At 60.8% G+C, this 24587-nt stretch carries 16 protein-coding genes and 1 tRNA gene; 4 read left to right on the top strand and 13 right to left on the bottom strand.

All coding sequences use genetic code 11. The features are described from left to right. Positions 1 to 1093 precede the first annotated feature (1093 nt). The 3 genes from B7R93_RS07005 (at position 1094) to B7R93_RS15240 (ending at position 3559) form a co-directional block, all read left to right on the top strand. Positions 1094 to 1924, top strand: a complete 831-nt coding sequence (locus B7R93_RS07005; RefSeq protein WP_103020098.1) for a ParA family protein — start codon at positions 1094 to 1096, stop codon at positions 1922 to 1924. A 5-nt stretch (positions 1925 to 1929) separates the two neighbouring features. Then, positions 1930 to 2427 (top strand): hypothetical protein, encoded by a 498-nt coding sequence (locus B7R93_RS15245; RefSeq protein WP_157942229.1) that lies wholly within the window; start codon positions 1930 to 1932, stop codon positions 2425 to 2427. A 1057-nt stretch (positions 2428 to 3484) separates the two neighbouring features. Then, positions 3485 to 3559 (top strand) — tRNA-OTHER (locus B7R93_RS15240). A gap of 306 nt (positions 3560 to 3865) precedes the next feature. On the opposite strand, the gene B7R93_RS06995 is transcribed toward B7R93_RS15240, so the two are convergent. The 12 genes from B7R93_RS06995 to B7R93_RS06940 form a co-directional block, all read right to left on the bottom strand. Then, positions 3866 to 5206 carry a DUF3472 domain-containing protein gene (locus B7R93_RS06995; RefSeq protein WP_103020096.1) on the bottom strand — a complete coding sequence of 447 codons (1341 nt, stop codon included), beginning with the start codon at positions 5204 to 5206 and terminating at the stop codon, positions 3866 to 3868. Between the two features lie 68 nt (positions 5207 to 5274). Next, the gene (locus tag B7R93_RS16020; RefSeq protein WP_262507555.1) at positions 5275 to 5406 is read right to left on the bottom strand and encodes a hypothetical protein; all 132 of its coding nucleotides are present in this window, start codon (positions 5404 to 5406) and stop codon (positions 5275 to 5277) included. Between the two features lie 169 nt (positions 5407 to 5575). Further along, entirely contained in the window at positions 5576 to 6913 is a 1338-nt protein-coding gene (locus B7R93_RS06990; protein WP_103020095.1) for a Gfo/Idh/MocA family protein, read from the bottom strand. 71 nt (positions 6914 to 6984) lie between these two features. Next, complete coding sequence (locus B7R93_RS06985) at positions 6985 to 8001, bottom strand: amidohydrolase family protein (RefSeq protein ID WP_157942228.1); 1017 nt, start codon at positions 7999 to 8001, stop codon at positions 6985 to 6987. Between the two features lie 96 nt (positions 8002 to 8097). Further along, the gene (locus tag B7R93_RS15795; RefSeq protein WP_103020093.1) at positions 8098 to 9960 is read right to left on the bottom strand and encodes a sodium:solute symporter family protein; all 1863 of its coding nucleotides are present in this window, start codon (positions 9958 to 9960) and stop codon (positions 8098 to 8100) included. Positions 9961 to 9977: 17 nt separating this feature from the next. Continuing rightward, a complete protein-coding gene (locus B7R93_RS06975; protein ID WP_232798138.1) occupies positions 9978 to 11216 on the bottom strand; it encodes a class II D-tagatose-bisphosphate aldolase non-catalytic subunit in 1239 nt (412 codons plus the stop codon). Positions 11217 to 11302: 86 nt separating this feature from the next. Then, positions 11303 to 12583 carry an AgaS family sugar isomerase gene (locus tag B7R93_RS15790; protein ID WP_232798136.1) on the bottom strand — a complete coding sequence of 427 codons (1281 nt, stop codon included), beginning with the start codon at positions 12581 to 12583 and terminating at the stop codon, positions 11303 to 11305. Positions 12584 to 12659: 76 nt separating this feature from the next. Next, positions 12660 to 13718: a tagatose 1,6-diphosphate aldolase gene (locus tag B7R93_RS06960; RefSeq protein ID WP_103020091.1), complete on the bottom strand. Its 1059-nt coding sequence runs from the start codon at positions 13716 to 13718 to the stop codon at positions 12660 to 12662. A gap of 87 nt (positions 13719 to 13805) precedes the next feature. Continuing rightward, complete coding sequence (locus tag B7R93_RS06955) at positions 13806 to 14756, bottom strand: carbohydrate kinase family protein (protein WP_157942227.1); 951 nt, start codon at positions 14754 to 14756, stop codon at positions 13806 to 13808. Between the two features lie 87 nt (positions 14757 to 14843). Further along, complete coding sequence (locus B7R93_RS06950) at positions 14844 to 16319, bottom strand: RagB/SusD family nutrient uptake outer membrane protein (protein WP_198598609.1); 1476 nt, start codon at positions 16317 to 16319, stop codon at positions 14844 to 14846. A 150-nt stretch (positions 16320 to 16469) separates the two neighbouring features. Next, positions 16470 to 19412 carry a SusC/RagA family TonB-linked outer membrane protein gene (locus B7R93_RS06945; protein WP_157942226.1) on the bottom strand — a complete coding sequence of 981 codons (2943 nt, stop codon included), beginning with the start codon at positions 19410 to 19412 and terminating at the stop codon, positions 16470 to 16472. 1148 nt (positions 19413 to 20560) lie between these two features. Further along, on the bottom strand, positions 20561 to 21334 hold the full coding sequence (locus B7R93_RS06940; RefSeq protein WP_198598608.1) for a DeoR/GlpR family DNA-binding transcription regulator: 774 nt from the start codon (positions 21332 to 21334) through the stop codon (positions 20561 to 20563). Between the two features lie 708 nt (positions 21335 to 22042). On the opposite strand from B7R93_RS06940, the gene B7R93_RS06935 reads away from it, so the two are divergent. Then, the gene (locus B7R93_RS06935) at positions 22043 to 23131 is read left to right on the top strand and encodes a lysylphosphatidylglycerol synthase transmembrane domain-containing protein (RefSeq protein WP_103020086.1); all 1089 of its coding nucleotides are present in this window, start codon (positions 22043 to 22045) and stop codon (positions 23129 to 23131) included. A 44-nt stretch (positions 23132 to 23175) separates the two neighbouring features. On the opposite strand, the gene B7R93_RS06930 is transcribed toward B7R93_RS06935, so the two are convergent. Beyond that, positions 23176 to 23982 (bottom strand): phosphatase PAP2 family protein, encoded by an 807-nt coding sequence (locus B7R93_RS06930; protein WP_157942225.1) that lies wholly within the window; start codon positions 23980 to 23982, stop codon positions 23176 to 23178. Positions 23983 to 24587: the final 605 nt, after the last annotated feature.

The raw sequence follows: 24587 nt of genomic DNA, 5'->3' as shown, positions 1-24587 counted from the left end.
TGCCGCAGTGTGAAAGCGGTCACCTGTCCGTTATATCGGGTTCACTCCACAGTCTGAGTATCGGACATGAGCTTGACTGAGGATGTCTGTTTGAGCGTAGGCGAACTGTCCCTCCCTTCGTGCGCCCTCTGTAATGGGTAAATATGTAACGTATTTCCTTATATTGTATAATTTACCCATTTAATGGCTCAAGGGGTGGTGATTGACACTTTCCTCACAAAAGGGTGCCACGTATCCTATCGAGGACATGGAGGCCCGGACACCCTTCAATCCGCCTCTCACATGTCTCCTCCGCTGCGAGTGTACAAAACTTGACAGCGGATAAGACCGCCGCAATAGCCCCTATGCGCCGCTGCCTCGGGTGTGCTGGAGAATTCAGGTCCTCGATTGCAGAGGAGCGTTTTACAGACGCGGGTCTAATTTGACAGCTGAGATGTGTAAAACCTCAGCCTGCGCAGTGCGGAGCGAAACGGCGGGCTGCTCAATTACGGTGGCTTGGAACGACTCAGGTAGTTGAGCGAACTGGAGAAGGACAACTTGGTCCCCTTTTGGAAGCGCGCGAAAAAATTGCTGCTTGGGATGGAGGCGGCTGTCAGGTGTCCAGCTTGAGGATCGTTCATGTTCTAATCTTCTGTCGGCCGGAAGTGCGCACGGCGTCAACTCGGATACTGGAACCATCCGCGTGAGGTCAGCGATGACCTTAAAGAGAGGACGGATTCCTACCTGAGTCCTTCGTTGGCCCCCGCGTGAAAATCTTCTTGCAAGGGACGGGGGTAGCGGCCACCTCTGAGTTGACAGATTTACCCGGTTTTTATGTGACTGTAGAGCCTTGGATATTGACCGGCCAATAGTTATATATAGGTCATCATACCCTGTAGCGCGGCAGTGTGAGCGGCAAGGCGTTTGAGGGGAGTTGCATGGAAGTGATACCTAAAAAGTGCATCAGGGCATCTTGGAACGCATGTCGACACTAACTGGTGGCCTACAAAAATACTACAGGTATCTGAAATCAGAGAGCCAGGCAAATTGATACTTAAAAATTTACTACGTGTACTTCTAAGTCCATTTTGTCAATAAATTTAACTATGAGAACATGAAAATCGTATCAGTTGTTAACATGAAGGGAGGTGTAGCGAAGACCACACTCGCCGTCAATATTGCTGACTGTTTGGCGAGAGAACACGACAAAAGTGTTCTTTTAGTGGACATAGACCCACAGTTTAATGCTACTCAGTGTCTCGTATCTGGTGAGGACTACATCGAGAAATTGAGGTCGGGAGGATCAACAGTTGTAGATGTTTTTGACGATAAATCTCGACCAATTGAGAGTGCAGTGGGGGAACAGGAAGTAGAGACACCCAAATCGCTCGATGATATTCATCCATGGAGCATAAAAGATGGGCTTGACCTAATGCCAGGAAATTTAGAACTATATAAACTTGAAATGGCGAGCGGACAGGGACGGGAAAATAGGTTAGACAGGTATATGGAGGAGATTCCAGACGGCGAAAAGTACGACTATGTTATGATAGATACTCCTCCTACGCCTTCAGCCTGGATGGCGAGCGCATTAATCTGTTCCGACGAATATCTCATCCCAGTAAAACCAGACCCTATATCTAAGACTGGTATAGAGCTTCTAAATGGAGTAGTAAACACAATAAAAAATAATCATGGTCTGAACATTTCACTCATGGGATTAGTAATAACAATAGCCAGAAAAGATACCATAGTTTACGAAGAAACACTTGAGTACTTTGAGGATAACCAAAAATGGGAAGACAAACTGTTCAAAAACTCAATTCCCAAAAGAACAGAGGTTGCCAGACGACAAGAGGATCAAGAGACTATTTTAGACTCAGACGATAACGATCTGCAGCAATCCCTCAGGTTTATAACACGAGAATTCATATCGAGGAGCTAACCACCATGGCCAAGCAAGATAAACTAAAGGAGGCACTTGACTTCATTGAAGAACTTAGCTGGCTCCTGTCTTCCTATGGCGGTGAAAATCTCAGCGAAGGTGTTAAGGAGTTGCGCAACCGCCTCGTACACGCAACTGAAGCTGATCGAGCAGTTGGCGACTACACAGCCTCCAATCCGAATAAACATTTTTTGGTCGGTGTACTACCAAGGGTGCTTTCCGATGAGTCCGTATTTCGGCATAATAAAGATGTCGCTCATTTTGCAGAAGACATAATGGATCTAAAGATACCTAGGCACCGAAAGAAGTCGAGGTACGAGATAATAGGCCACATAGTCTGCAAGACGAACAGTCTCGACGATCACGAACTGGGGAATCTCGTAAAAGCACTATCGAAAGTTACTAAAGAAATTGAAGGTGAAAGTGAAATATTTGATGGCAAAAAAGACGAGAACACAGGGTGGAATGAAATAATAAGGAGAATAGCCAACGAATCAGAATAATGAGTCGAAGAATCAAAAAAGACTTCGAACTAAGAGGGTATTATCTATAGACAAGTCAGTCGACAAAAAGTTCAATGTATACCTCAAGGAGCTTATATCTGACCTAAGCTCTTTCGTCTTTTCTTGGATTAATGGTGCTTATAAGTCTGCCTACTGTGTATTACGAAGAAGTATAGAAAGCTTTTTGACTCTTATAACTATTCCTTTTGATCCCACTGTATACTCTACGCCATCAGTAACAAATCTCTTCAGTAGGTGTGAAAACACCAATTTTTACCACGAAGATAAAAACAGGGAGTTGATAAGTGATATAAAATCCGACTATTCTTACCTTTGTGGATTCGTTCACGTCAATCAAAGTAAGGGGACTAGAAACTTGTCGAGCGTTTCCAACTTTCCATCTTTCAACCGTGAAGAATCCGAGAGCATCTGCAACCTTTTCCTTCGACTCTCAAAATATTATATATTCTTAATACTCAGATTAATTACTTCATCTTTTTACGACTTTCACCATACTAACAGAGAGATAATACTGAACTCCCTCGATAAAGAACTTACAAATGAGTTCCAGAGGACAATAGTTGAGCATTCATCTCTTCGCGCTCAGCTGTAAGCGACCCAGTCACGGGAAAAAACCCTGTGGGAGGCAACCAAGACTCCACACACACACCATGGAGCAGTGCATGAGGGGGACCCGGGGAGGCCAATCACCCGGGAGGACAAGTCCCCAGAATAGTAAACTTGACCCAGGTCAGTACTTCCAGAGTCGTGTATGCTTCAATCGTGTATAGGTGAGTCTCCTATACATCAGTTGAACAGGTTGAATACAGTCGTTGATCGGGAAAGCAGGTACAGACGTAAACCATTGGGAGTTCTGGCCTTAGGTTACCATGAAATGGCTCGCAGAAGGAACGTCTCTGGTGCTAAACAGTGTCTTCAGGCGCACTATGATCTTGCACGAAGGCCCCGATTTCTGCTGTGTACAGCGACTGTACACAAGAGTGACAGTCTCGTGGCACGCAGCCCTACGCAGGAACCTCTGAATCCGTCTGAACCGGCTTGAATGACCGGCTGCGCGGATTCAAAATCCGTTGTCCGCAAGGACGTGAGGGTTCAAGTCCCTCCTCGGGCACATTCTCACACACCGTGCAAAGCTACGCCTGTGGGCCGTTTCGCAGCGGCTCGGGAAGCAGGCTCCCCGTTCTGGGAACTTCATACGTGGAACTGCACTGAGCCCCCCTGAGGAGAGCCTGGAGCAAGATACCGTGCGGGTCGCCACGGCCTGGAGAGAGCTCTCTTCCGATTGCGTCGACCAGAGGAGTCGTCTTTGTCCCTCTAGATGGTCGCGGACCTCCCTGCCAACGCTGGTTCCCTCTCTCGGCGAACAAGAGCCCTAGCGCAGAGCAGTACCCCCGGTGCCGCCTTGCCCCATGCATCTTTATCTGGGCAGGGCGTCGACGTTGACGGACGGCGGCTGACGGCCGGAGGCGGGGTCCCCAAACGTCTGGCCAAGCGACACGGAGTCGTCGAAAAACCCGCAGTGTCGCAGGTAAAAGCCCTCCTCTTCCACGCCCCCGGCGAAGTCTTGTCGCAAACCGGACCTCGCCGTTCCATCCCCTGTGAAGGTGGCCTGCTCAATGGCGTGCCAGGTCCCGTCGGTGTCGTGGGCCCAGTGGTCGTGGTAGTATGCCTTCCGCTCAACGTGCCCCGTGCTGGGATTAAAGTTTTCCAGAAAGGAGTACCACCCCTTGTACCACGTGTCTGTCTGGGGGCGCTTGAAACTCGCGATGAGTCGCCATTTTCCCTCCTCCGGGGGGTAGAAGTAGGCCGTGTAGATCGTGCTTCCTTCCCCGTCTGGTGCAGCGCGCGTCAGAAAGCGGTACGTCGTTCCTGCCTCCCAGGAGTACGTCAGATACGACTGTCCCCCCGATCCTTCGCTCCCAAACTCATCGGCCGTCACGTTGTCCCCCTTGGCCACCAACTGCACGCGCAGCGAGTCCGGAATGGACGAGGGATCGTCTGTATCGTGCGGGCTCCAGACGGAAAACAGCACGCGCCGCTCCGCTTCGGCGTTCACCTGGATGCCGAAGTAGCCCTCATTGAACCCGTTGGCCATGTAGTAGGCCCCCACCGGATCTTTTCCCTCCGGCACCGTGATCGCGCTGTGCACCCATTCTACAGTGGCGTCCGGCATGTCATAGTTCAGGTGAACCGAGGGACCGCGCCGAGACCAATAAAAGGCGTTGTCCTCGTTCGACCGCACGGCGTGCACCGTCGTGCCGCGAGGAACCTCCAGCTTCAAATCGGTCGCCTCTACAAACTCGTCTCCCGTTTTCTCTACCCCCGTCAGATCAAAGCGGACGTAGCCGCTTTCCTCAATCTCCGTGTCCCCGAAGGCAACACTGGAGTAGTCGGAATGGGTGACTCGGGCTTCTTCTTCGTGCCCGTCCACACGGAGTCGTACGGTGCTCTCCTCCCCCTCAGGAGCCCGAGCGCGTAGACGAGGCGTCACGACCGTTGGCGTGCGGAGCTTTACAAACACGCTGAACGTGCTCCCACTATTTTTCCACGTCGTGATTCCCTCTTGGCTGACCGCGTCCGGCCCGCTGCCACTCGTCCGATACGCATTGCCCCCCAACGGCACCGACACCGTCTCGGTGCGGTCCAACGACTCTCCTCCCCCGCTCCCCTTCTCGGTGGAGGAATCACACCCGAGAGATGCGAGAGCAAGAAGACCCGTGACCGCGAGAACAGTCCGTTTGTGAGCGAAACGTCTCATGGCGGTAACCCAAAATTAGAAATTCGAGTATGCGTCGGTTCTGATCCCCACGGACAGGGGCAACAAGGTCAGAATGAATCGTCGACATCGCCGGGGCAAACGGCGTCCAGCGCTCGATAGTCGACGTCGAGGGCGTCGAGCCGACGGAGGTGGGCCGACAGGCGCGCCCTCTGCTCAGCGGCCACAGAGCGGTGTGCCATGGCCTAATCGGCGGACTCCATCGGCGACCGTGGGTTCGTACTGTTCTCCGACGCAGTGCCCCCGAACACGTGTGCCTTCCGTGGGCCGCATACGGACGTTCTGATTGTTGCTCCCTTACACAACTGCGCTGCAAAACGGGCGCCCCACGAGGGACGCCCGCCGTCGCTGTTAAAATTCAGCGTCCGGGTCAAAGGAGCGCTCGTCGGTCAGCCAGCGGCCATCCGTGAAGTCCGGAATGCTTACCGGCTCGCCCCCTCGCTCGATGGACCGCTCGGACAGCGGACTCAGCACGCTCCACGTCGCGGCGTCGTAGACGTCGATCGGCGGCGCCACGTCCCGCTTGATCGACTCTACGAGGGCGTTCCGGACGAAGTAGTCCATGCCCCCGTGTCCGGCGCCTTCCGCCTCCTCCTCATGCCGCCGCCAGAGGGCCGCGTCGAACTCCTGCTGGTAGCTTTCCCAGTCCTCCCATCGGTGGGCAGGGCTCCGTCCTTCAATGTGCACGCTCTGGTTGTCGACGGTCCAGAGCCCATCGGTGCCCTGCATCCGAAACCCCAAGGAATACGGCCGGGGCAGGCTGGTGTCGTGCGTCATGATGATGGACTCCCCATTGGCCGTCGTGATCGTGCTCGTCACGATGTCGCCCTGCGCGAAGTCGACGTCGGCCTTCGGGTGATCCGCCCCGTCCTCCTCAACGATGTGGTCGTGCATGCCCCGGGCCTTCGTGGCGGTCGAGGTGAGCCGCTCGAACCGGTTGCCACTGTTGATGTCGAGCCAGTGGGCCACCGGCCCGATGCCGTGCGTGGTGTACAGGTCTCCGTTCCGCTTCGTGTAGTGCTCGGTGCGCCAGCTGGACACCGCCCCCGTGCCCGGCCCGAACGAGGTGGTTTCGTCGAACAGGTACGGAAGGAGGCTGTGCTGATACCCGCAGCGACAATGGATGGGCTCTCCGAACAGTCCCTCCCGGACCATCTTCAGCACGGCCATCACGTCGCGCCGGTAGCACACGTTCTCGAGGAACATGCAGTGCGAACCGGTGCGCTCGGCGGTTCGCACGAGGTCCCAGCACCCGTCCACGGTCGTGGCGGCCGGCACCTCGAGCCCCACGAACAAGCCGGCCTCCATCGCGTCGACGGCCATGGGGACGTGCCAGAGCCACGGCGTGGAAATGACAACCCCGTCGAGGTCGCCCCGAGAAAGAAGGTCCCGGTAGGCGTGCTCCCCATCCCCGTAGCCCTCTGGGCGCGACCGGCCGGACTGCTGAACAAGGTCGAGGGCCCGATCAAGGTTCTCTGACTTGACGTCGCACACCGCCGGAATTTCGACATCGTCGCGCTGAATGAGGCCCCGCAGATGGGACGTCCCCCGCGCTCCCACCCCAATGAGGCCGAGACGGACGGATGGGTCGGGCCCGGGCCGGAAGCCGTGGAGGGGAGACAGGGACACCCCCAGGCCGGCCGCGGCGGTCGTCTGCAAAAATGATCGTCGATCCATGGAGTCAGGCATTGGCGGGGAGTCGTCTTGGTGGGAAGGAATGCGAAGAAAATCGGCAGGGGGCTCTCTCGGGAATTCGGGGATCAGGTTGTTCCCCCGTAGAGGAACGCCGCGTTGTCGTGGTACACCGCCTGTAGCACACTCGGTGGGAGATCGAGGCCAGGGACCCGAACGGGCTCGACCAGTTTGTCCTGGACCGTGATGGACTGCCCGCTGGTCAGATAGGCCCAGTGATCGGCGAGCATCGATTCGTATTCTCTTTTTTCCTGGGCACGCTGTGTCTCGGACACCTGATCGGCCGGGTGCTCAAGGATGACGTCGGTGCCATAGACGATGCGGTCGGCGTGCGTCTTAAAGAAGGAGCGAACCTTCTGACTCGGTTGCGTGACGAGATCCCCAAAGCGTTCGGCGGTGTCGACGAAAAAGTTGTCGTACCGCTCCAGCCGGTCACTGACCATCTCCACGTCGTGGGCCATGCTTCCGAGGTGCGCCCCCACGACGGTGAGGTCCGGATTCTGTTCGAGCCACCGATCCCGGGCGTCCATGACGGTTGTCCAGTCGGGGACGTCGTCCCGCCCGTGCGTGTGGTACGCCGGGTTCTCGTTGTAGAAGCGGTAGTGGGGACTCTCTTTGTCCAGGGGCTGCCAGGCAGCCCGTGGCTCTCCCGTGTGGGCGATCACGGGCACGTCCCGGTCCGCAAGAAACGCCCAAATCGGCTGAAACCGAGGATCGTCGATCTGCACAAACCCCCCGTCTTCGGCTCGCACCTCCAGCCCGATGTCCTTCCATACCTTCACGGCCGTCGCTCCGGCCTGGATGTCTCGGGCAAGCCGGTCGATCACCCGGTCGGCAAAGCCGGGGGCCGTAACGGAGGACGGATCGAAGGTTGTGCACAGATGAAAGCGCTCCGGGTACCGCGCCTTCATGTCCGTCATCGCCTCCCAGCGCTGGTCCATGGGCCGGTCGAAGAGGCCCTCGCCGGTGACGTTGATGACCAGGACCTTCAGGCGCTTCTCCTTCAGGATTCTTTCCAGGAATGCCCGGTCGTGAAACAGGTGGGTGTGGGCATCAAACCTCGGAATGGGTGGAGAGTCGACCATGGGGGATGCGCAAGCAACGTGATCGTCGAACAGCGGTGGTTGCGGGGCGGACGGGCGTCCGTCGATGATCAATCGGAGCTGGGCTGCCCTACTCATTTAGGCCTGACTGGAGACCTCCTTTCGCTCCCTCGTCTGGTCGGCCGGGGGGGGCTCTTCTTCGGGGTCAGAGAAGGACAGATGCGGCCAGAGGGCCCCGATGCCCCCGAGTGCAGCCGTGGCAATGACGGCACAGACGCCCCCGAGAAGGAAGCGGCCGTAGAGGACAAACCCCGTCGCGAAGAGGAGGCCGTAGATCCCAATTGAGCCGAGCAGGACGCAGCTTAGTGCGTAGGGCAGATCCGAAGGCGCGTCCAGGTCCATCTCCGGTTCTTGTTCGCGGAGCGCATCGACGACAGGTCCCCAGCCCGGGCCGCCGGGCCGGACGGTGGTGTAGAATTCGATCAGCGTGTCCTCGTCGGTCGGGCGTGTCAGGAAGGTCACCGCCACCCAGGCACCGGTCGTGATTGCCACAATTGCCAGGAGCCGTTCCCAGTCGGCCAGCCCGCCCCCCATCCAGCCGAAGCGCCCGGCGGCCTGAAGGTAGACCGCGAGGCCGAAGGACACGGCCATGGCCGTCAGCTCGGTCGCGGCGTTGATGCGCCACCAGAACCAGCGCAGCAGAAACAGAAGCCCCGTGCCCGCCCCAATTTGAAGAATGATGTTGAAGGCCTGCAGGGCATTCCGGAGGAGCAGGGCCAGCGCACAGGCCGCAGTCATGAGTACCGCCGTCGCGATGCGGCCGACCCAGACCTGCTGCCGTTCCGTGGCGTCGGGCTCGATGAATCGGGTGTAGAGGTCGTTGACGACGACGGACGCCCCCCAGTTGACCTGCGAGGACATCGTCGACATGTACGCCGCCGCCAGCGAGGTCACGACCAGTCCCAGAAGCCCGGGGGGCAGCAGCGTCATCATGGCCGGGTAGGCCATGTCGTTCTGGACGACCCGGTCGGGGAGGTGCGAAAACTGCGCTCGAAGGGCTTCCAGGTCCGGAAAGACAACCAGCGACGCCAGCGCGACCAGGATCCAGGGCCAGGGGCGGAGGGCGTAGTGGGTCGCCGTAAACAGCAGCGTGGCGCTGACGGCATGTTCTTCGTCCTTCGCCGACAGCATGCGCTGGACGATGTATCCCCCACCGCCCGGCTCGGCCCCCGGATAGTAGGAGGCCCACCACTGCACGGAAATTGGAATGATGAAGGCCGGCATTATCTGCTGCCAGGTCATGGTCTCAAAGGAGGGCCAAAAGGCCATCGCGTCCTGCACCGACGCGTGCGCCAGGAGCCCGTCGAGCCCCCCCACCTCGGGCATCGTGAGCACGTACCAGGCGGCGCCCACGGACCCGATCATCGCCATCGCAAACTGAATGAGATCGGTCAGCAGCACGCCGGTCAGACCACCGAGTGTACTGTAGACCATCGTGACCGACGCGGCGACCACGACGACCGCCACCGGGGAGAGCCCGAGCAGCGCCCCTCCGATCTTGATGGCCGCCAGCGTGACGGTCGCCATGATGACGACATTGAACACGATTCCGAGATAGGCCGCCCGGAACCCTCGGAGCAGCGCCGCCAGACGCCCGGAGTAGCGCAGCTCGTAAAACTCGACGTCGGTGAACACCCCCGAGCGGCGCCAGAGCTTCGCGTAGAGGAAAACGGTGAACATCCCCGTCAGAAGAAACGCCCACCAGGTCCAGTTCCCGACCGTTCCCGTCGAGCGGACGATGTCGGCGACCAGATTCGGCGTGTCCGTCGAGAAGGTCGTCGCGACCATTGAGATGCCCAGCAGCCACCACGGCATCTGCTGCTTCCCGAGGAAGAAGCTGCTGAAGCCCTCTCCGGCCTGCTGGTACACCGCCACCCCGATCCCGAGGGAGACGGCGAAATAGCCGGCCATGATGGCCCAGTCCACGAACGCGAGCTCCATGTCGTACGCGATTTGTTTTAGGGAAGCAGAACGCGCTCGAGGCGATCGTTGAAGTCGATCAGGTTGAACGCGTGGTAATACTTCATCATGGCCTGCTTCACTGTCCAGAGCACGTAGGCCTCCGCGTCACGGTGGCCCTCAAGGTTTTCGTAGAGACGCTGCCGTGCGGCCTGCACCTCGGGGTCCGTCCATATGTACCGGCTTCCCGTACGCACCAGCCATTCTTGGCGATCGTCCTCTAGTTCGTCGAAGGCGCGTCCCTCCTCGTCGGCGTGGAGCCACTTCTTCCATCGTCCGCTTTCGACGACGGCCGTTCGGAGTGCCTCTTTCAGCCCGGACGACGTTCCGATCTTCGCCTCCAGCTCGACCAGATCCATCAGGGCCGCATACTCCTCTTCGGTAAACTCCGGCCCCACGTTGGCCCCGCCCATGCCCGCCAGCGGGTAGTCGTCCGGGTTGTCGACGTAATCGGTGTAGTGCCCCTTTACCAATGCCCCGTAGGACGTTGTGCGCACCGTCAGGTCCCGTGCCGTGTCGGGCTCGAAGTACGAGGTATCGAGGTCGGTCCCCACCTTGCCCACCACAAAGCAGGGCCAGGCGTCCTCGAGCCCACGTGCCCGGAGCCCCGCGTCGAGATCGTCGAGGAAACGCTCGAACTTGTCAAGGTTCGCCAGCCCCCCGTGCACCTCTTCGGTCCCGACCTCGTAACTAATCGGGGGCCGTCCCTCCTGGCGCCGGTACGTCTCGGCGTGCTCGATGAGCTCGAGGGTATGCTCCACGACCCAGTCGATGGGCACCGGCTCGCCGTCCGGGCGGCGCGTGTCCACCGTGGGGTCGATGTGAAGGAGCTCGTAGCCGGCGTCAATGCACGACTCGAGGGACTGCTTCACGGCGCCCATCGTCTCCTCGAACGTGTAGTCTTCAAGGACGTGACGGTCCTTCAGCCAGGGACCGCCGTGGTCCAGGCAGGGAAGGATCGGAACGTCGACGTTGAGGCGGTCGGCCTCCCCATCAACAAACTCGATGAGCTCGTCGTGCGTCCAGCCGGTGTAGCCGCCGTCGCGGTCCACTTGATTCAGCGTGGAGGTAAACAAAAGCGGGGCATTGGCCTCCTGGGCGGCCAGAAGGGCCGCCTTCGTCACGGCCTCCGAGTTGGGACAGATCGCCAGCAGGGAGACCTGTCGCTCGAAGTGGTCGGTCAGCACCTGAATGAGGGCCTTTACCACAGGGGTGTCCGTCGTCTTTAATGTCTGCACAAGCGGGTGCGCAGACCGTGATGTCGAGTGTGCTGTGTCCACTGTTGGGGTACGTCGTGTGTATTCGAAAGAAACGCGTCGGTAGGTCAGCAAGACTCCTCGTCTTTTCCAAAGGCGGATTCCGGATCGTAGACCCGAACCCCCTGCACCGTCCGGTTGTAGAGCGCTTTCTCTTCGGAGGGCTCATCCACGTTGACCCCGCGCCGGTAGGCGGCCACGAGCCCCGCGAGCTGCCCGAAGAGCACCGCGATGTTGTTCTGCTGCAGGGCGGGGACGGCCCCCTCCGGGTCGTAGGCAAAGACCGACAGGTTCTCGGTGGCCCGGAGGTCTGGGCGTTGGGGCGAGACAACGGCGATTTGGGCCCCAATCTCATCGAATGCCTCCTGGTACTGGCGGATGACGTCCACCTCGTACCGCCGCGTGTGCCTGCGGGCGGAGAGATAGAACACAACTACGGAGCGGTCGTCCACGGCCGAGATCGGCCCGTGCCGAAAGGCGAGGGTGTCGTCCGCCCCGGCGAGAATGCCCCCCGCGGTGAGCTCCTGTACTTTGAGCGCGGATTCGGTCGCCGCCCCGTACAGGTCGTTGTTGCCCAAAAAGAATGCGCGCCGCACGTCCCCGGTCATGAACTCATCGATAGAGTCGGGATAGTCGGCGAGAACGGACGCCCCGAGTGCGGCCGTGCGGTCGATCTGGTCGATGAAGGCGTCCATCTCGTTGAGGCGAGCAAGGGCCTGGCTGGCGACCACCATGCTGGTGTACGAGCTGGTCATGGCCAGTCCCTGGTCGTTGGTTTCGTCGGGCAACACGAGCAGGTACACCCGCTCGGGATGGGCCCGGGCAAGTTCTGCGAGGGTCCCGTCCCGGTTGCACGTGATCACCAGATGGCGTCCGTCCGCGTCCATGCACTCCAGCGCCCCCTCGAGCACCGCTTTGCTCTCCGGGCTGTTGCCGGACCGGGCAAAGTGGATCATCAAGGACGGCGCCCCGTCCTGGAAGAAGAGATCTGGGTTGGGGGTTACTCGGGTGGTCGGCCGACTCTCGCAGGCGGCGCCGAACTGCTGACGGAGCAGGTCCACGACCGAGAGCCCCACGTAGTGCGACGTGCCCGCCCCCGTGAGAAGAACACGAGGCGGCGGGTCGTCGGAATAGAGGCCCACCGTCGCCAGAAAACGTTTCAGGGACGGTGCGTGCTCGCGAACCAGGCGGGCGGTCCGTCGCCACATGTCGGGCTGCTGGGCAATTTCACCGGGGGTATGGACCGTGCCCCGGTCCGGATTGGGATGATCGACCATGTGCCGAAGCACACTGCCCGTCGAGACTTCATCCTGTGACTCTGAGACGACCGATGGGGAATTTTCACTCACGTAAGTTTAGGTTCTCACTTGTGGATAGGGATGTCGCGGGTGCGCTCTGTGACGGGCCGGCTGGGGACCGGTCCGGCTATTCTGTCGTGGGCACTTTCGTCCCAGACTGTGTCTCTTGTTGTCGGTGCCCAGGATGGTCCGTCCAGGCGCGTGCGCCCTCGTTTGCCGTCAGCAGGCGATCGACCCTGGGTTTCCCCACCTCCTCCATGAACCGAGTCATCTCGTCGGTGTCCGGGGCGTGCTCGACAATTTCCTTCCACACGGCACGCCCACACAGAAAGCCGCTGGCCCCGGCCTCGTTGGCGAGCCTAAGGGTTTCGACGAACTCATCAATTCCGACCCCTGAGCTGAGGATCACCCAGGGCACCGCAGCGGCCTGGTCGAGGCGCTCACAGGCGCCCTCAACGGCCCGGCGGTCGTAGACGGCCTCCCCCGCCCCGAACGATGCATCCTGGTAGTCCGCCACAAACTTCAGGTCCGCCGGGAACTCCAGCTTCAGAACGTCCACCTGGTATTGCGGATCGGAAAACGTCCGGGCGGCGTCCACGACGAGCTCGGGCCTGCGGCGTGCCTGCACGGCGGCCTCCTGTGCGCCCTCCCCCATCGGGTACGTGACGACCTCCAGGATGAAGGGCAGCCCTGCGTCCTCGCAGCCCGCCCCCACCGACGCCACAAGGTCCTGCTCGTGCTCGTGCGTCTCGGCCGACGCGTCCGGGTGGTGGTAGATCAACAGCTTGAGCGCGTCGGCGCCGCTCGCCAGAAGTCGCTGTGGCGCCCAGTCCGCCAGCAACCGGGAACGCCGCTCCTGTCCCTCCGCCGCCACGTAGCCGGTCTGCTCTCGGGAAAGGAGCACCCCGGTGCACGGCGGCAGCAGGCCTGCGGACGCGGGGTAGCCGTACAGCGGATCGGTGAGCAGGCCGCTGGCCATCGGCGCCACGGCCCGGGTCACAATGCGCTTCACCTGTCGCAACTGCGCCGGACTCACCTCGGACGGATCGATGCCGTGCTGCCGGCCGAACATCCGGCGCAGTGACCCTCGTTGGTCGACCGCGAGCATGGAGAAGCGACCGTCAGAGTCACTGAGGCGCTGGAGGCGCCGATATTTCCCGTGGGATGGGGGAGTTGAGTGCTGCACAATGGGGTCGAGTATGGAAGAACAGTAGCGAACAATGGGCGCGGGGTCGGGGGCCCCAAACCGCGTCGCCCGTTTGGGAAGCGTGAGTCAAGAAGGAGGCGGGACGCTCTCAAGGTGCTCCGCGGCGAAGGACCAGAAGGCGTCTGGGGGATCGAAGGCCGCCGTCCCTCCGGCCGCCTGGGTGGAGTACGCGCCCGTTACGAGCCCAAACCGGACGCATTCCGCGAGGGCCTCGCCCTCCACGTAGCGTCGCAGAAATCCGGCGTTGAAGCTGTCCCCGGCCCCCACGGCATCGACGGGATCCACCCGCGGCGGCGAGAACGACTGGGTGGACGCGTTCGCGCGAACCGTGGCCCCCGCACTGCCACGCGTCGCGACGACCACGTTCGCGCGCTGCCCAAGGCGAGCCAGGGCCGGACCGAGATGCTCCTCGCCCGCGATGCGCCGGGCCTCATCGTCGTTCGGCAGAAACACATCCACGGCCTCGAGCACGTCGAGAATGCCTCCGTCCCACTGTTCGTCGGGATCCCAATTCGTATCGAGGGAGGTCGTCAGGCCGTGCGCCTTGGCACGCCGAAACAGGACGTCCACATCCGACCGAAGGCCCTTCTGGAGATAAAAGGACGACAGGTGCACGTGATTGGCCTGTGCGACGTAGTCCCAGGGGATGTCGTCAATGGTCAGCGCCTCCATGGCCCCGGGGTACGTCATCATTCCCCGATCGTCCCCGTGAGTGTAGATGACGGTCAGGCCCGTGGCGTCGTCCGGGGTGTCGAGCACGTGACGCACATCGATGCCGCGGTCGTCCAGGGCTTCACGGACACGTTCCCCAACGACATCGTCGCCCGTTCGTCCCACGAACCCGACGTCGACCCCGAGCGCCCCTGCGTTGGACGCCAGAATGGCGGAGGAACTTCCCAGGGTGAGGGTCATCCCTTCGGCAAGCTGCTCCTTGCCAAGCTCAGGGAGCGCCTGCACCGACGTTAGAATCAGATCGGCGTTAAGCTCTCCGACCACCACGAGAGAGGGGGAATCCACGTTCGAGCGAGAAGTTTGCATACAAAATGAAAGAGACCCACGAGGCCCTCGACACAACCCCAACGGGCACACATCCCCTTAGGGCCCTTAGGGATTCTGCTGCATGTCGGTCAGCTCAATTTCACGTTCCGGAATGAAGTGCACCACGCGCGGATGATCCGGCGGGATCGTCTGTGTTGCCGGGGTAGTGGAGGCATTCAGGCCGGGGGCGATGTTGGTTTCGGTATGGATGCCCGGGTACGACCGAACCATGTCCCGCCCATTGCGCCAAAGGTCAAGGGGCCGGTGGCCCTCGAAGGCCAGCTCGAGACGACGCTCGCGCAGGACAATGTCTAGGGCCGTCTGGGACCCGCCGAGCTCACTCACCTCGTAGAGCGCATCTCCACTCAGCCCCGCTCGCTTTCGGATCTTGTTCACGTCGCTGAGGGCTTTTTGGTCTCGGTCGAGCTTTGCCCGCGCCTCCGCCCGATTGAGGTACATCTCAGCCAGCCGCAAGATTACGGGAGAGGAAAGCGTCACGTTGCCTCCCTGGCCCGTAAACTTCTTGACGTAATGGATGGGATAGCCATTTCGCTGTTCGACATCGCCCGTGTCGTCGCGCTTCGCTTCGATAAACCCGCGGCGATTGTCGTCGGGATGCTGGTCCAGCAGGTCGCGGTACTCCTTTGAGGCATACATTTCGCCCCACCCCTTTCCCGATGGGCTCGTGTAGTACATCGACCCGATCGCCCCGAAGTCTTTGTTGTCTTCTTCGGTAAACTTGTAGGCAAAGATGGTCTGATCATTTTCCTCCGGCGACCGGGTGGGCCACGTCACGTACTGCGTGGAGTCCTGAATGAGGGCGTATCGCCCGGAGGTGATAACCTCATTCGCATATTCGATGGCCTTCTGATTCTCCTCCCGGTAGAGATGCACGCGCGAGAGCAATGCCTGCGCAACCTCTTCCGAGCCGTAGACATTGGACTTTTTCTGCGTCATAAGGCCCGCCGCCCGCTTCAGATCCTCGACGACAAAGTCGTACACCTCCCCAACGGTATTGCGGGGGGCTTGGGCGTCGGGATCGGGGGACTTGGCAATGGGAATGCCGAGGTTGTCTCGCCCCTGTGCGTAGGGCCGTCCGAAGATATTCACGAGCTGAAAGTGCGCCAGGGCACGCAGGAAATAATTCTCTCCTAGCAGTTGGTCCCGCTCCGCAGATTGTCCCGGCTCCACCTCGTCGATCACCCGATTGGCCCCGTAAATCACCTCGTACCCCAGGGTCCAGACGTTGTCCGCACTCGTCTGATTCTTTTTGTGCCCGAGGGTGTGCGAGTAAAACAGAGGGTCCGTCGTCGCGCCACTCAACGAGACGTTGTCCCCCGGAAATTCTTTCATGTAAAAGAGGTGACGGGCGTAGTGATAGTACCCTCCGCTCACAAAGCGGTTGTAGTTGCCCTGTGTGGCCGCCGTTAAGCCGTCGATCGAGTTCACCGCGTCTTCTGGGGGAAGCCGGTCGCTCGGGTCGACGCCCCCCGGCCCGTCGCAGCCGGTAACGACCGCAAGGAGGATGAGACAGAACAGCATGCGAGGGAGTCGTTGGCCCTGAGGAATCATATCCAGCGTGTCTCTTGGTTGTCTAGGTTCACCGAAGGGGCTTCGGGGATGAAGGGCACCGCGAAGCCCCCTCATCGCAGGATTTGGGCTATGCCCAGCAGGTGCAGTCACAGTGTAGCGTCAGAAGCTGACCCCAAGCCCGAAGATCACCTTCCTACTGATCGGATACTTTGTGCCGGCAACGCCGTCGAGCCCCACCTCCGGGTCCATCCCCGAGAAGTCGGTGAGGGTAAGCAGATTGTCGCCGCTCACGTACACACTCGCCGACTGCAGACTCACCGAGCGGGTCCAGGCGCTCGGGAGATTGTACGACAGCCGCACATTCTTCAGGCGGAGGTAGGTCCCGTCCTCGATGTACCGGGACGATACGTCGTTTGAGTTTCTGTTCCCCCCCGCGACCGGCTTGGGATGGGTGGCCTCATCGCCCGGCTCTTGCCAGCGGCTCCAATCATCCTCGAGCTCCATGTAGTTGTAGGTCAGGTATCCCCCGTCGGAGTCGAAGAGCTCACGGGCACTGTGGTAGACCTTGTTGCCGTACACGAAGTTGAAGAACGTGCTCAGCGTGACGCCCCTGTACTCAAGCGTGTTGCGCAGCCCACCGGTAAAGTCAGGGCTAGCGCTACCGAGCATCTGCAGGGTGGCGTCGTTGTAGTTGCTGGTCAGTTCGGTGTCGACCACGGTCCCCTGATCGTTCGTAATCTTCTTCTCCCACAGGGGCGCTCCGGTCTCCGGATCCACGCCTGCCCACTTGCGCATGTACCAGGTCCGGAGTTCTTCTCCCTCCTCCAGTCGCTGATTGGCATTGGGCGCGTCGGGCACGGGCGCGCCCCCCGCCAGCTCAAGCACCTCGTTGCTGTTGAACCCAATGTTGAAATCCGTCGTCCACCGAAACCCCTCTTGGAAATTGATTGTGGAGAGCGACACCTCAAGCCCTTGATTTCGAACCTTCCCGACGTTTTGAATCTGGCTGGTGTACCCGGTTAAGGAGGACTGCGGGACGTTCTGGAGCAAATCGTCGTTCACTCGTCGGTAGGCGTCAACACTGAGGTCGACGCGGTCGAAGACGCTCACATCCACACCGACATTGGTCTTTCGGGCGATCTCCCAGGTAAGGTCGGGGTTCCCCTGCTGGGTCGGTCGCGCGCCGATTTCCTCGTTGTAGGGCGTCCCGAAGTTGTAGAGCTCGCGCGTGATGAAGTCGCCAATGCTCGCGTTTCCCGTGGTCCCGTAACTGGCCCGGAGCTTCAGCTCTTGAACCTCTTCCCACCCATCGGCAAAAGGCTCATTGTCGAGCGCCCAGGAGCCGGCAATCGAGTAGAAGTTTCCGTACCGGTTGTTTTCCCCGAACTTCGAGGATCCGTCCCGACGAATGGAAACGGATGCGAAATAGGTGCGATCGTAGTTGTAGTTGAACTGACTGAACCCGGAGACGAAGTTGCTTTTTGTGATCGTCCCCTGAACGTCGAGGGCCTCGGCCGACACGTCGAGGGCACGGAGATTGGGAAAGACGCCCCCACCCTCGGCGTCGAACCCGCTGTAGTGGTTGCTCTCGTACTCAAAGCCGACGATCCCGCCTGCATTGTGCTTTCCGACGCTCTGATCGAACGAAAATTGACTGGACGACAGGAGCGTCGTGCTTTCGGCATAGGAATTAAAGAGCTCTCCCTCATTCTCACTGCCGGGCTGGGTCCGGATGTCCCGGTACTGGTCCGCGTCGTCTCGTTGGAGGGTGACCTGATTCGTGGTCTCGAACGACAGCCAGGACAAAAGGCTGTAGTCGAGCTTTAGCGTCCCGTTGAAGTCGTACTGCCGACTCTTGTCCTCATTGTATTGGAGCGGGTAGAGAAAATTCGTGTTGTCCCGCCCCACCCAGTCACTTTCCCGTCCGGTGCGGAGAGAGCCGTCCTCCGATCGGGGTGCGTCCCACGGAAGGTTCGTGTACGCTTCGTAGAGGGCCCCCGTTGGGTTGTTCGTCTCGTCGGTATACCGTCCGTTGAGACGAGTGTCGACGGTGAAGTCCTCCGTGACGGAGTGGCTAACGTTGACTCGTCCGCCGAATTGAGTCAGGGCGTCCTCTTCGAGAGTCCCCTCTTCACGGTACATGTTTCCGGACAGGTAGAACGACGTGTTCTCACTTCCCCCCGTGACGGACGCTTCGACGTTGTTGGTCATGGCCGTCCGGAAGGCAAGGTCTTGCCAGTCCGTGTCTTGACTGAAGTCTTCGCCTGCGTAGGACGATCCGTCCATCTGGTCGTGAAGCCCTTCCAGCTGCGAGCCATCCAGAACGCCAAAGTTGCCCGTCGTCTGCTCGTTGAAGCCAGTGCGTGCCTGAATGCTCACTTCGGTCTCACTCCCCCGCTCCCCCTGCTTGGTGTTGATGAGCACCACCCCGTTGGCGGCCCGGGACCCGTAGAGGGCACTTGCGGCCGCGTCCTTCAGAACCGTCACCGACTCGATGGTATTGGGGTCGGGCAGCACCCCTCCAGAAATGGTTCCGTCGACCACGTAGAGCGGGTCGGCACCAGCACTGATGGACCCCGTCCCGCGAATGCGGATCGAGGGATCGGCCCCAGGGTCTCCAGACCCCGTCGTCACGTACAGCCCTGAGCTCTTGCCCTGCAGCAGACTCGTTACGTCCCCGGCCGTTATGTCTTTCAGGTCGGCTTCGTCGACCGTTTCGACCGAGGTCGTTAGTTCACGGCGCGATTTCTCCGTGTACCCGACGACGACCGTTTCCTCAAGGTTGGCCACCGAGGGCTGAAGGGCAAACTCCACCCGTGTCGTCTCGCCCTCGCTGACCGTGACGTCGCGGGCTTGGGCCTGGAACCCGACGAACGTTGCCTCCAGCGTATACGGGCCCGGCTCCACGTCCGCAATGGTGAACCTGCCGTCCGCTCCGGCGGCCGTCCCCTCGTCCGTACCTGCAAGCAGGACGTTTGCCCCAGGGAGCGGTTCGTCCGTCTCCGCGTCCGCAATCACTCCTTCAATGCGCCCCGTCTTCTGCCCGGCAACGGTGCCCGGCGTTCCGAAAAGAAGACTCAGAGCGACAAGGGCCCCGACCACGAGAGGCGCCCCACTCCTTCGAAAAACCCGTCCGTAGCTGAGACATCGGGGCAGTCCCTGAAGACATTGCGCGGCACAATCCATCATGATTAGCTGCTTCGGTTATGAGTTCAGCAGGCGTTTGTGGTGAAGGCCCCGATGTCTGCCAACCCGAAACGCACCGCGTTGAATCGGCTCCGGGGCACTCTTGCCCGGGGCACATTTCTGCCATCGGACACGAGCACAACCGTAACTTCACAAGTCATTTTTAACGCAAATATTATGGATCATCAACTTTTTGATTTCGAAATAGCCTGTATTAACGTTTTCTTTACAAAAACGAAAGGAATAGGGAGTTTCAGAAAGCATGAGCTGGACAATGGTGTTGATGCGAAAGCATTCAGTTCGTGCCCCTGAGCCGGGGAAAAAGTCCTTCCTCCTCCCTCGACCACGGTCGAGACAAGCCGAGTGGGCTTCGGGCCTGTGAGGGAGCTGCTCCCCTGTGCGTTCCTCCCCCCGGCATTATTCTCTTCCCTCCGGGGGTATCGGTGTGGATGGAGTCGCCCTCTGATCAGGCGGAGATGCAAATCAGAACCCCCGGACGCTGAAGCCTGCGGTCTTTGGAGGTCCGGCCGGAGAGACACGGCCCCGAGGACAAAGCTGCGTTCGGCAACATGCCCCACAGAGCCGAGCAGCCCAGATGGCACGGGGCAGTGGGTGTGCGTCGTCGGGGGGCGCGTTTAGTAGATTGGACGGACGGGGCTCGTGGCGAAGCCCTGCGGGAGTGGCCCACGACACGTCACTTCACTCAGAATTGAGCCCACGCCTCTCAGAGTTGGGATCAGGCCCGGCCCGCCGCCCGCCGCGCCCTTTGTGGCTGGACTCGTCGGAGAGCCCATCAATGGCACAGCCACGACGTTCAGGTACAGGCGCAGTGACGATCCGACCGTCACGGACAGTGTCCCCCTAGCGCATCAGGATTCAGCGGAGGCTCCCTTCGGAAAGGGCGGATCGACGCGGGCGTGCAATGGGCTCCTACAGACGCGGCGCGTGACCAACTTGGGGACGCGGCCAACAGGGTCGGGGCCGAGTCATCAGGATCTACGCGGGGCTCTGGTGATTTTCTCATCGCCCGAAGCCTCGGCCGGTCCCGGCCGGAATGGCCCCGATCACGCAATGACAACTCGCACGTTGTTTTCCGTCAGTCTCCGGTCAATGTCGTCGGGCACCGCATCGGTAATCAGGACATCGATCGGTTCGATCTCACAGATTCGACACAGCCCGCGGCGTCCAAACTTTGAGGAGTCCGCGACGACAATGGTCTGGTCGGCGGACTCGATCATCAACCGGTTCAGGTATGCTTCCTGGTCGTCAGTGGTCGTCAGCCCATGTCCGATGTCAATTCCGTCCCCGGCAAGGAAAAGCTTGCTAAACGAGTGGTCCCGGAGCATCTGCTCGGCGTACGGCCCCACCACGGAGGCCGACTTGGACCGAACGGTACCGCCGAGAAGCAAGACATCGATCTCGGGCGTGCTGGTCGTCTCCAGTGCGATGTGAACCGAGTTGGTTGAGACCGTCACGCCTTCGATGTCTCGATCTTTCAGGCCACGGAGGACTTGGAGGGTGGTGGTTCCTGAATCAAGGATCACGGTGTCCTGATTTTTGACCATCCCGGCCGCCTTCTTTCCAATCCGCTGCTTCTCCTCCTTTTGGCGCTGGGCTTTTTTTTCGAAGGGAACGTCATACGCAAACTGATCGGCCGAGATGGCACCGCCGTGCGTTCGGATGACGAGGTTCTGATCCTCTAAAAATTGGAGGTCCTTTCGGATTGTTACGTCGGACACGTCGAGGGCACTGCTCAGTGCGTTCACTGACACATGTCCCTTCTCATCGAGTTGATCGAGGGCGTAGCTACGGCGTTCGGCGGGACCAGGAGAAGACACGGGGCAAAGAGAACTGTTGAATTTCGATCTAGAAACCTCATTCGTCCCTCCCGGAAGGCTTTCAGGGAGAAACGACACGAGAAGGCCGAGGCACGTGGAATCGACGCCTCCTTCTCAGCGGCCGGGTGAGTGCGCAGTCAGGCCGGGGCGCCTGTCTCGGCATCACTCTGGAACTGGGAATGCGTTTGCTAGAACGGTGGCCTTTACGCTGCAATGCATTTTACAGTTCTACCGGGATTCCCATTCCTCCGGGTCGATCGTTGACACTGCCGGTGATGGGCCACGTGGGGGCAATGGAGGATCGGGGCAATCAAGCAGGAAGTGATCAAGTAGGAAGTGGGGGATGAATCGCTCGGGCCATGCGTGGTTGCGTCGTGCCGACATCGGTACTCGTCCGGCGGTGGCTGCCCAACGACCAAGTCGAAGAGACCTTCGGGCATCTCAAAAACTCAGTCCCCCGCCAGTTATCCGCTGCACGGTGCCCAGTCCCCACGGGTGTCGCTCCGCAAGAACGCCCAGGCCGAGGGGCCTTCCCTGAGCGCTCTGCACCTCCCGTCCACACGCGGCCTTCGTGCCTGCGCCGGCCCCTCCCAAACCTTTCTCTTCAGCACGGGTAGGACGGAAGGACAGTCGGGCGATAATCCTGCCTCTTCCCATCTCGGCACGTCGTCCACTGCAACAGGGTCTTCTTCTGGTCCTCTGTTACTGATGCCATCTCCACCGTCCGCCACGTCTCCTCCGTCTACGGATGACGATCCGGCCCAGGAGCCGACCCGGCCCCGAACCGCCAGCTCTGCCCGGAACATTGTCGCTTCTCTCCTGCTGAGCGCGCTGGTGCTGGCAGGAGTGGGGTACGTCACGTTTGACGCGGAGGCCTTCCGTCGCCTCATTCAGCACCTCCGTCCGGGACTTCTTGTGGCGGCGGGCGTCGTCGCGTTTGCCCGCCTTGGGCTTGGGGGATGGCGCCTGAGCCAGGTGTCAGAGGGACGGCTCAGCGTCTGGAGCGGCACCCGGGGACAGCTGGCCTGGGACTTCTTCTCCAGCGTCACGCCATCGGTGGTCGGCGGTGGCCCAGTGGCCGCCTTCTACGTGGCTCGCGACGAGGACATGGCGGTCGGCGACTCGGCCGCCCTCATGTTCTTTTGCGTGCTGCTGGACCAGCTGTGGTTTCTGGTGGCAATCCCACTGCTGGTCCTCGCCACCGTTACGATCGACCTACTGCCGGACGTGGCCGGTGTGATCGGGGGGTGGAGCCTGCTTGCCTACTTCGGGGGACTGTTGGTGTGGGCGGGCCTCTACGCCTACGCCACACTGGTGCGCCCCCGTCTGCTCGTGGAGGTCACGGACTGGTGCTTCCGGTGGCGCTACCTGCGCCGCTTTCGCGGGACGGTAATGCCGGAGCTGCGGTCCTACTTCCGTCGGGCACGTCACCTTCGAAGCCGGTCGCTCGCCTTCTACGCCTCCGGCTTCGTCCTCACGGCCCTCGCCTGGATTGCTCGCTACGCCCTGGTCTTCTTCATCGTCCGCAGCGTCCATGCGGCCGACGCGCTCCTTCTCTTTGCCCGAGCGGCAGCGATGATGCTCGTGGGCCTTGTCATGCCTACCCCCGGCGGCTCTGGTGGCCTCGAAGGCCTGTACGCCCTCTTCATCGGCCCCCTGATGCCGGACGCGCTCGTGGCCCCCACACTCCTGACCTGGCGCCTCCTCGGCTATTACCTCTTCATCGCACTTGGGGCGTACCTCTTTCTCCACCAGCTGCAGCGACTACGGACTGCCGAGTCGACCACCCGGCACTGAAACAACCCGTACCGAACAGCCCGTGCGCCCCCGAGACGCACGCGCTAGAACTGGACCGAGAGTCCCACCCGGTCCGTCGAGAGGATCGGGGTGTACGTAACGTCCTGCGATGCCGACGAGGATGAGGCCACCACCCGCCCGATGGCGTAGCCCAGCGCGCCGCCCACCGCCACGTCGGTCAACCAGTGGTCCCCGCTCCGAATGCGCTCCGCCCCCACAGAGGCCGCGAGCCCGTAGGCCGGCACCGAAACGTACCACCGGTTGGCCTGGTGGGCCAGCACCGACGCAATTGCAAAGGCACGGGCCGTGTGTCCCGAGGGCATGGAGGTCTGGGGGTGGGCGCCGTCGAACGTGCCCGGCGCCCCCGCAAACGGCCCGTCCCCCACGAAGGGACGCGACCGACTCGCGAGGCCCTTGGCAACCCCCGTTACGACCTTGGTGTACGCCACCGCCTCAAGCACCCGCACCGAGGTGCGGGTCCAGGACCGGCGGCCCAGCACGAGGCCGCTGGCCGCAAGGAGGCCCGCCGTTCCGAGAGCAGCCCGGTCGGGCCCGATGCGGTCGTACCACTGGCCGGGAGTGGCCAGTCCTGCCGTGGTGGCCCTGGCAGGTCCCGACGGCTCCTGCAGGCGTCGATAGACGGGCCGGTCGAGGGTAGACATGACACTGAGCATCACCCCCGAGGCCCCCAAGGTGAGAAGTTGTTCGGAACGCGAGAGCGCAAAGGGGGCCTCCGCAATCGTCAGTGCATTCCGGCCCATGCTTCGGAACGACGGGACCCATCCATCCGGGCGCTGGTCCAGGGATGCTGAGGGGGCGGAGGACGTCGGCTGCGCCTGCGCACAGGGCATGCCCGCGAGGAACCCCAAAAAGCAGGCAAGCCCGATGAGACGGCCCCAACACTCGCACGGGGCCCGATCAGAACGCGAGGCTACAGCGTCAGCCAGAGGAGTCATGAGGCGCTGGTGGTCACATTCACGTCGCGACGGACCATCGTGGCACACGGTCGGCACCGGCTTCCGGAAGCCCCAATCCGGGAACGCCCATTTGCACATCCCGTGTTGCTGACCAATGGCCCGCATTTTGCGGGGGAACAGCCCAAAGACTGGACATGCGGCGCATGTTCCCAAGGGGGAATATTCTTCTCGTCGGCCCCGTCCCGTGAAGACCTGTAGGGCCCTTGCCCAATGAACGAAGACACCACGCACGGCAGCGTTCTGTGGCCGCTCCGCGAACGGCTTCGGGACGGCATTCACGGTCGTTCAGCACGTTCACATCGAAGGGCGGTGTACCTGCACCGGACGCCGGTACGAGACGTCGGCCATCGGGCACATCGTTTTCGTAACGTCCCCCCGATGCCCCACACGAAGCGCCGGTGCACCGGGGCCGAGGGCCTGAAGGCGACTGAACGAACCAAGTGCGGCCAAACGAACCACACCGACTTTGTGTCTCCGAA

It is taken from the genome of Salinibacter altiplanensis, assembly GCF_002894645.1.
GTDB lineage: Bacteria > Bacteroidota > Rhodothermia > Rhodothermales > Salinibacteraceae > Salinibacter > Salinibacter altiplanensis.
This window is presented reverse-complemented; position numbering and strand designations above follow the sequence as displayed.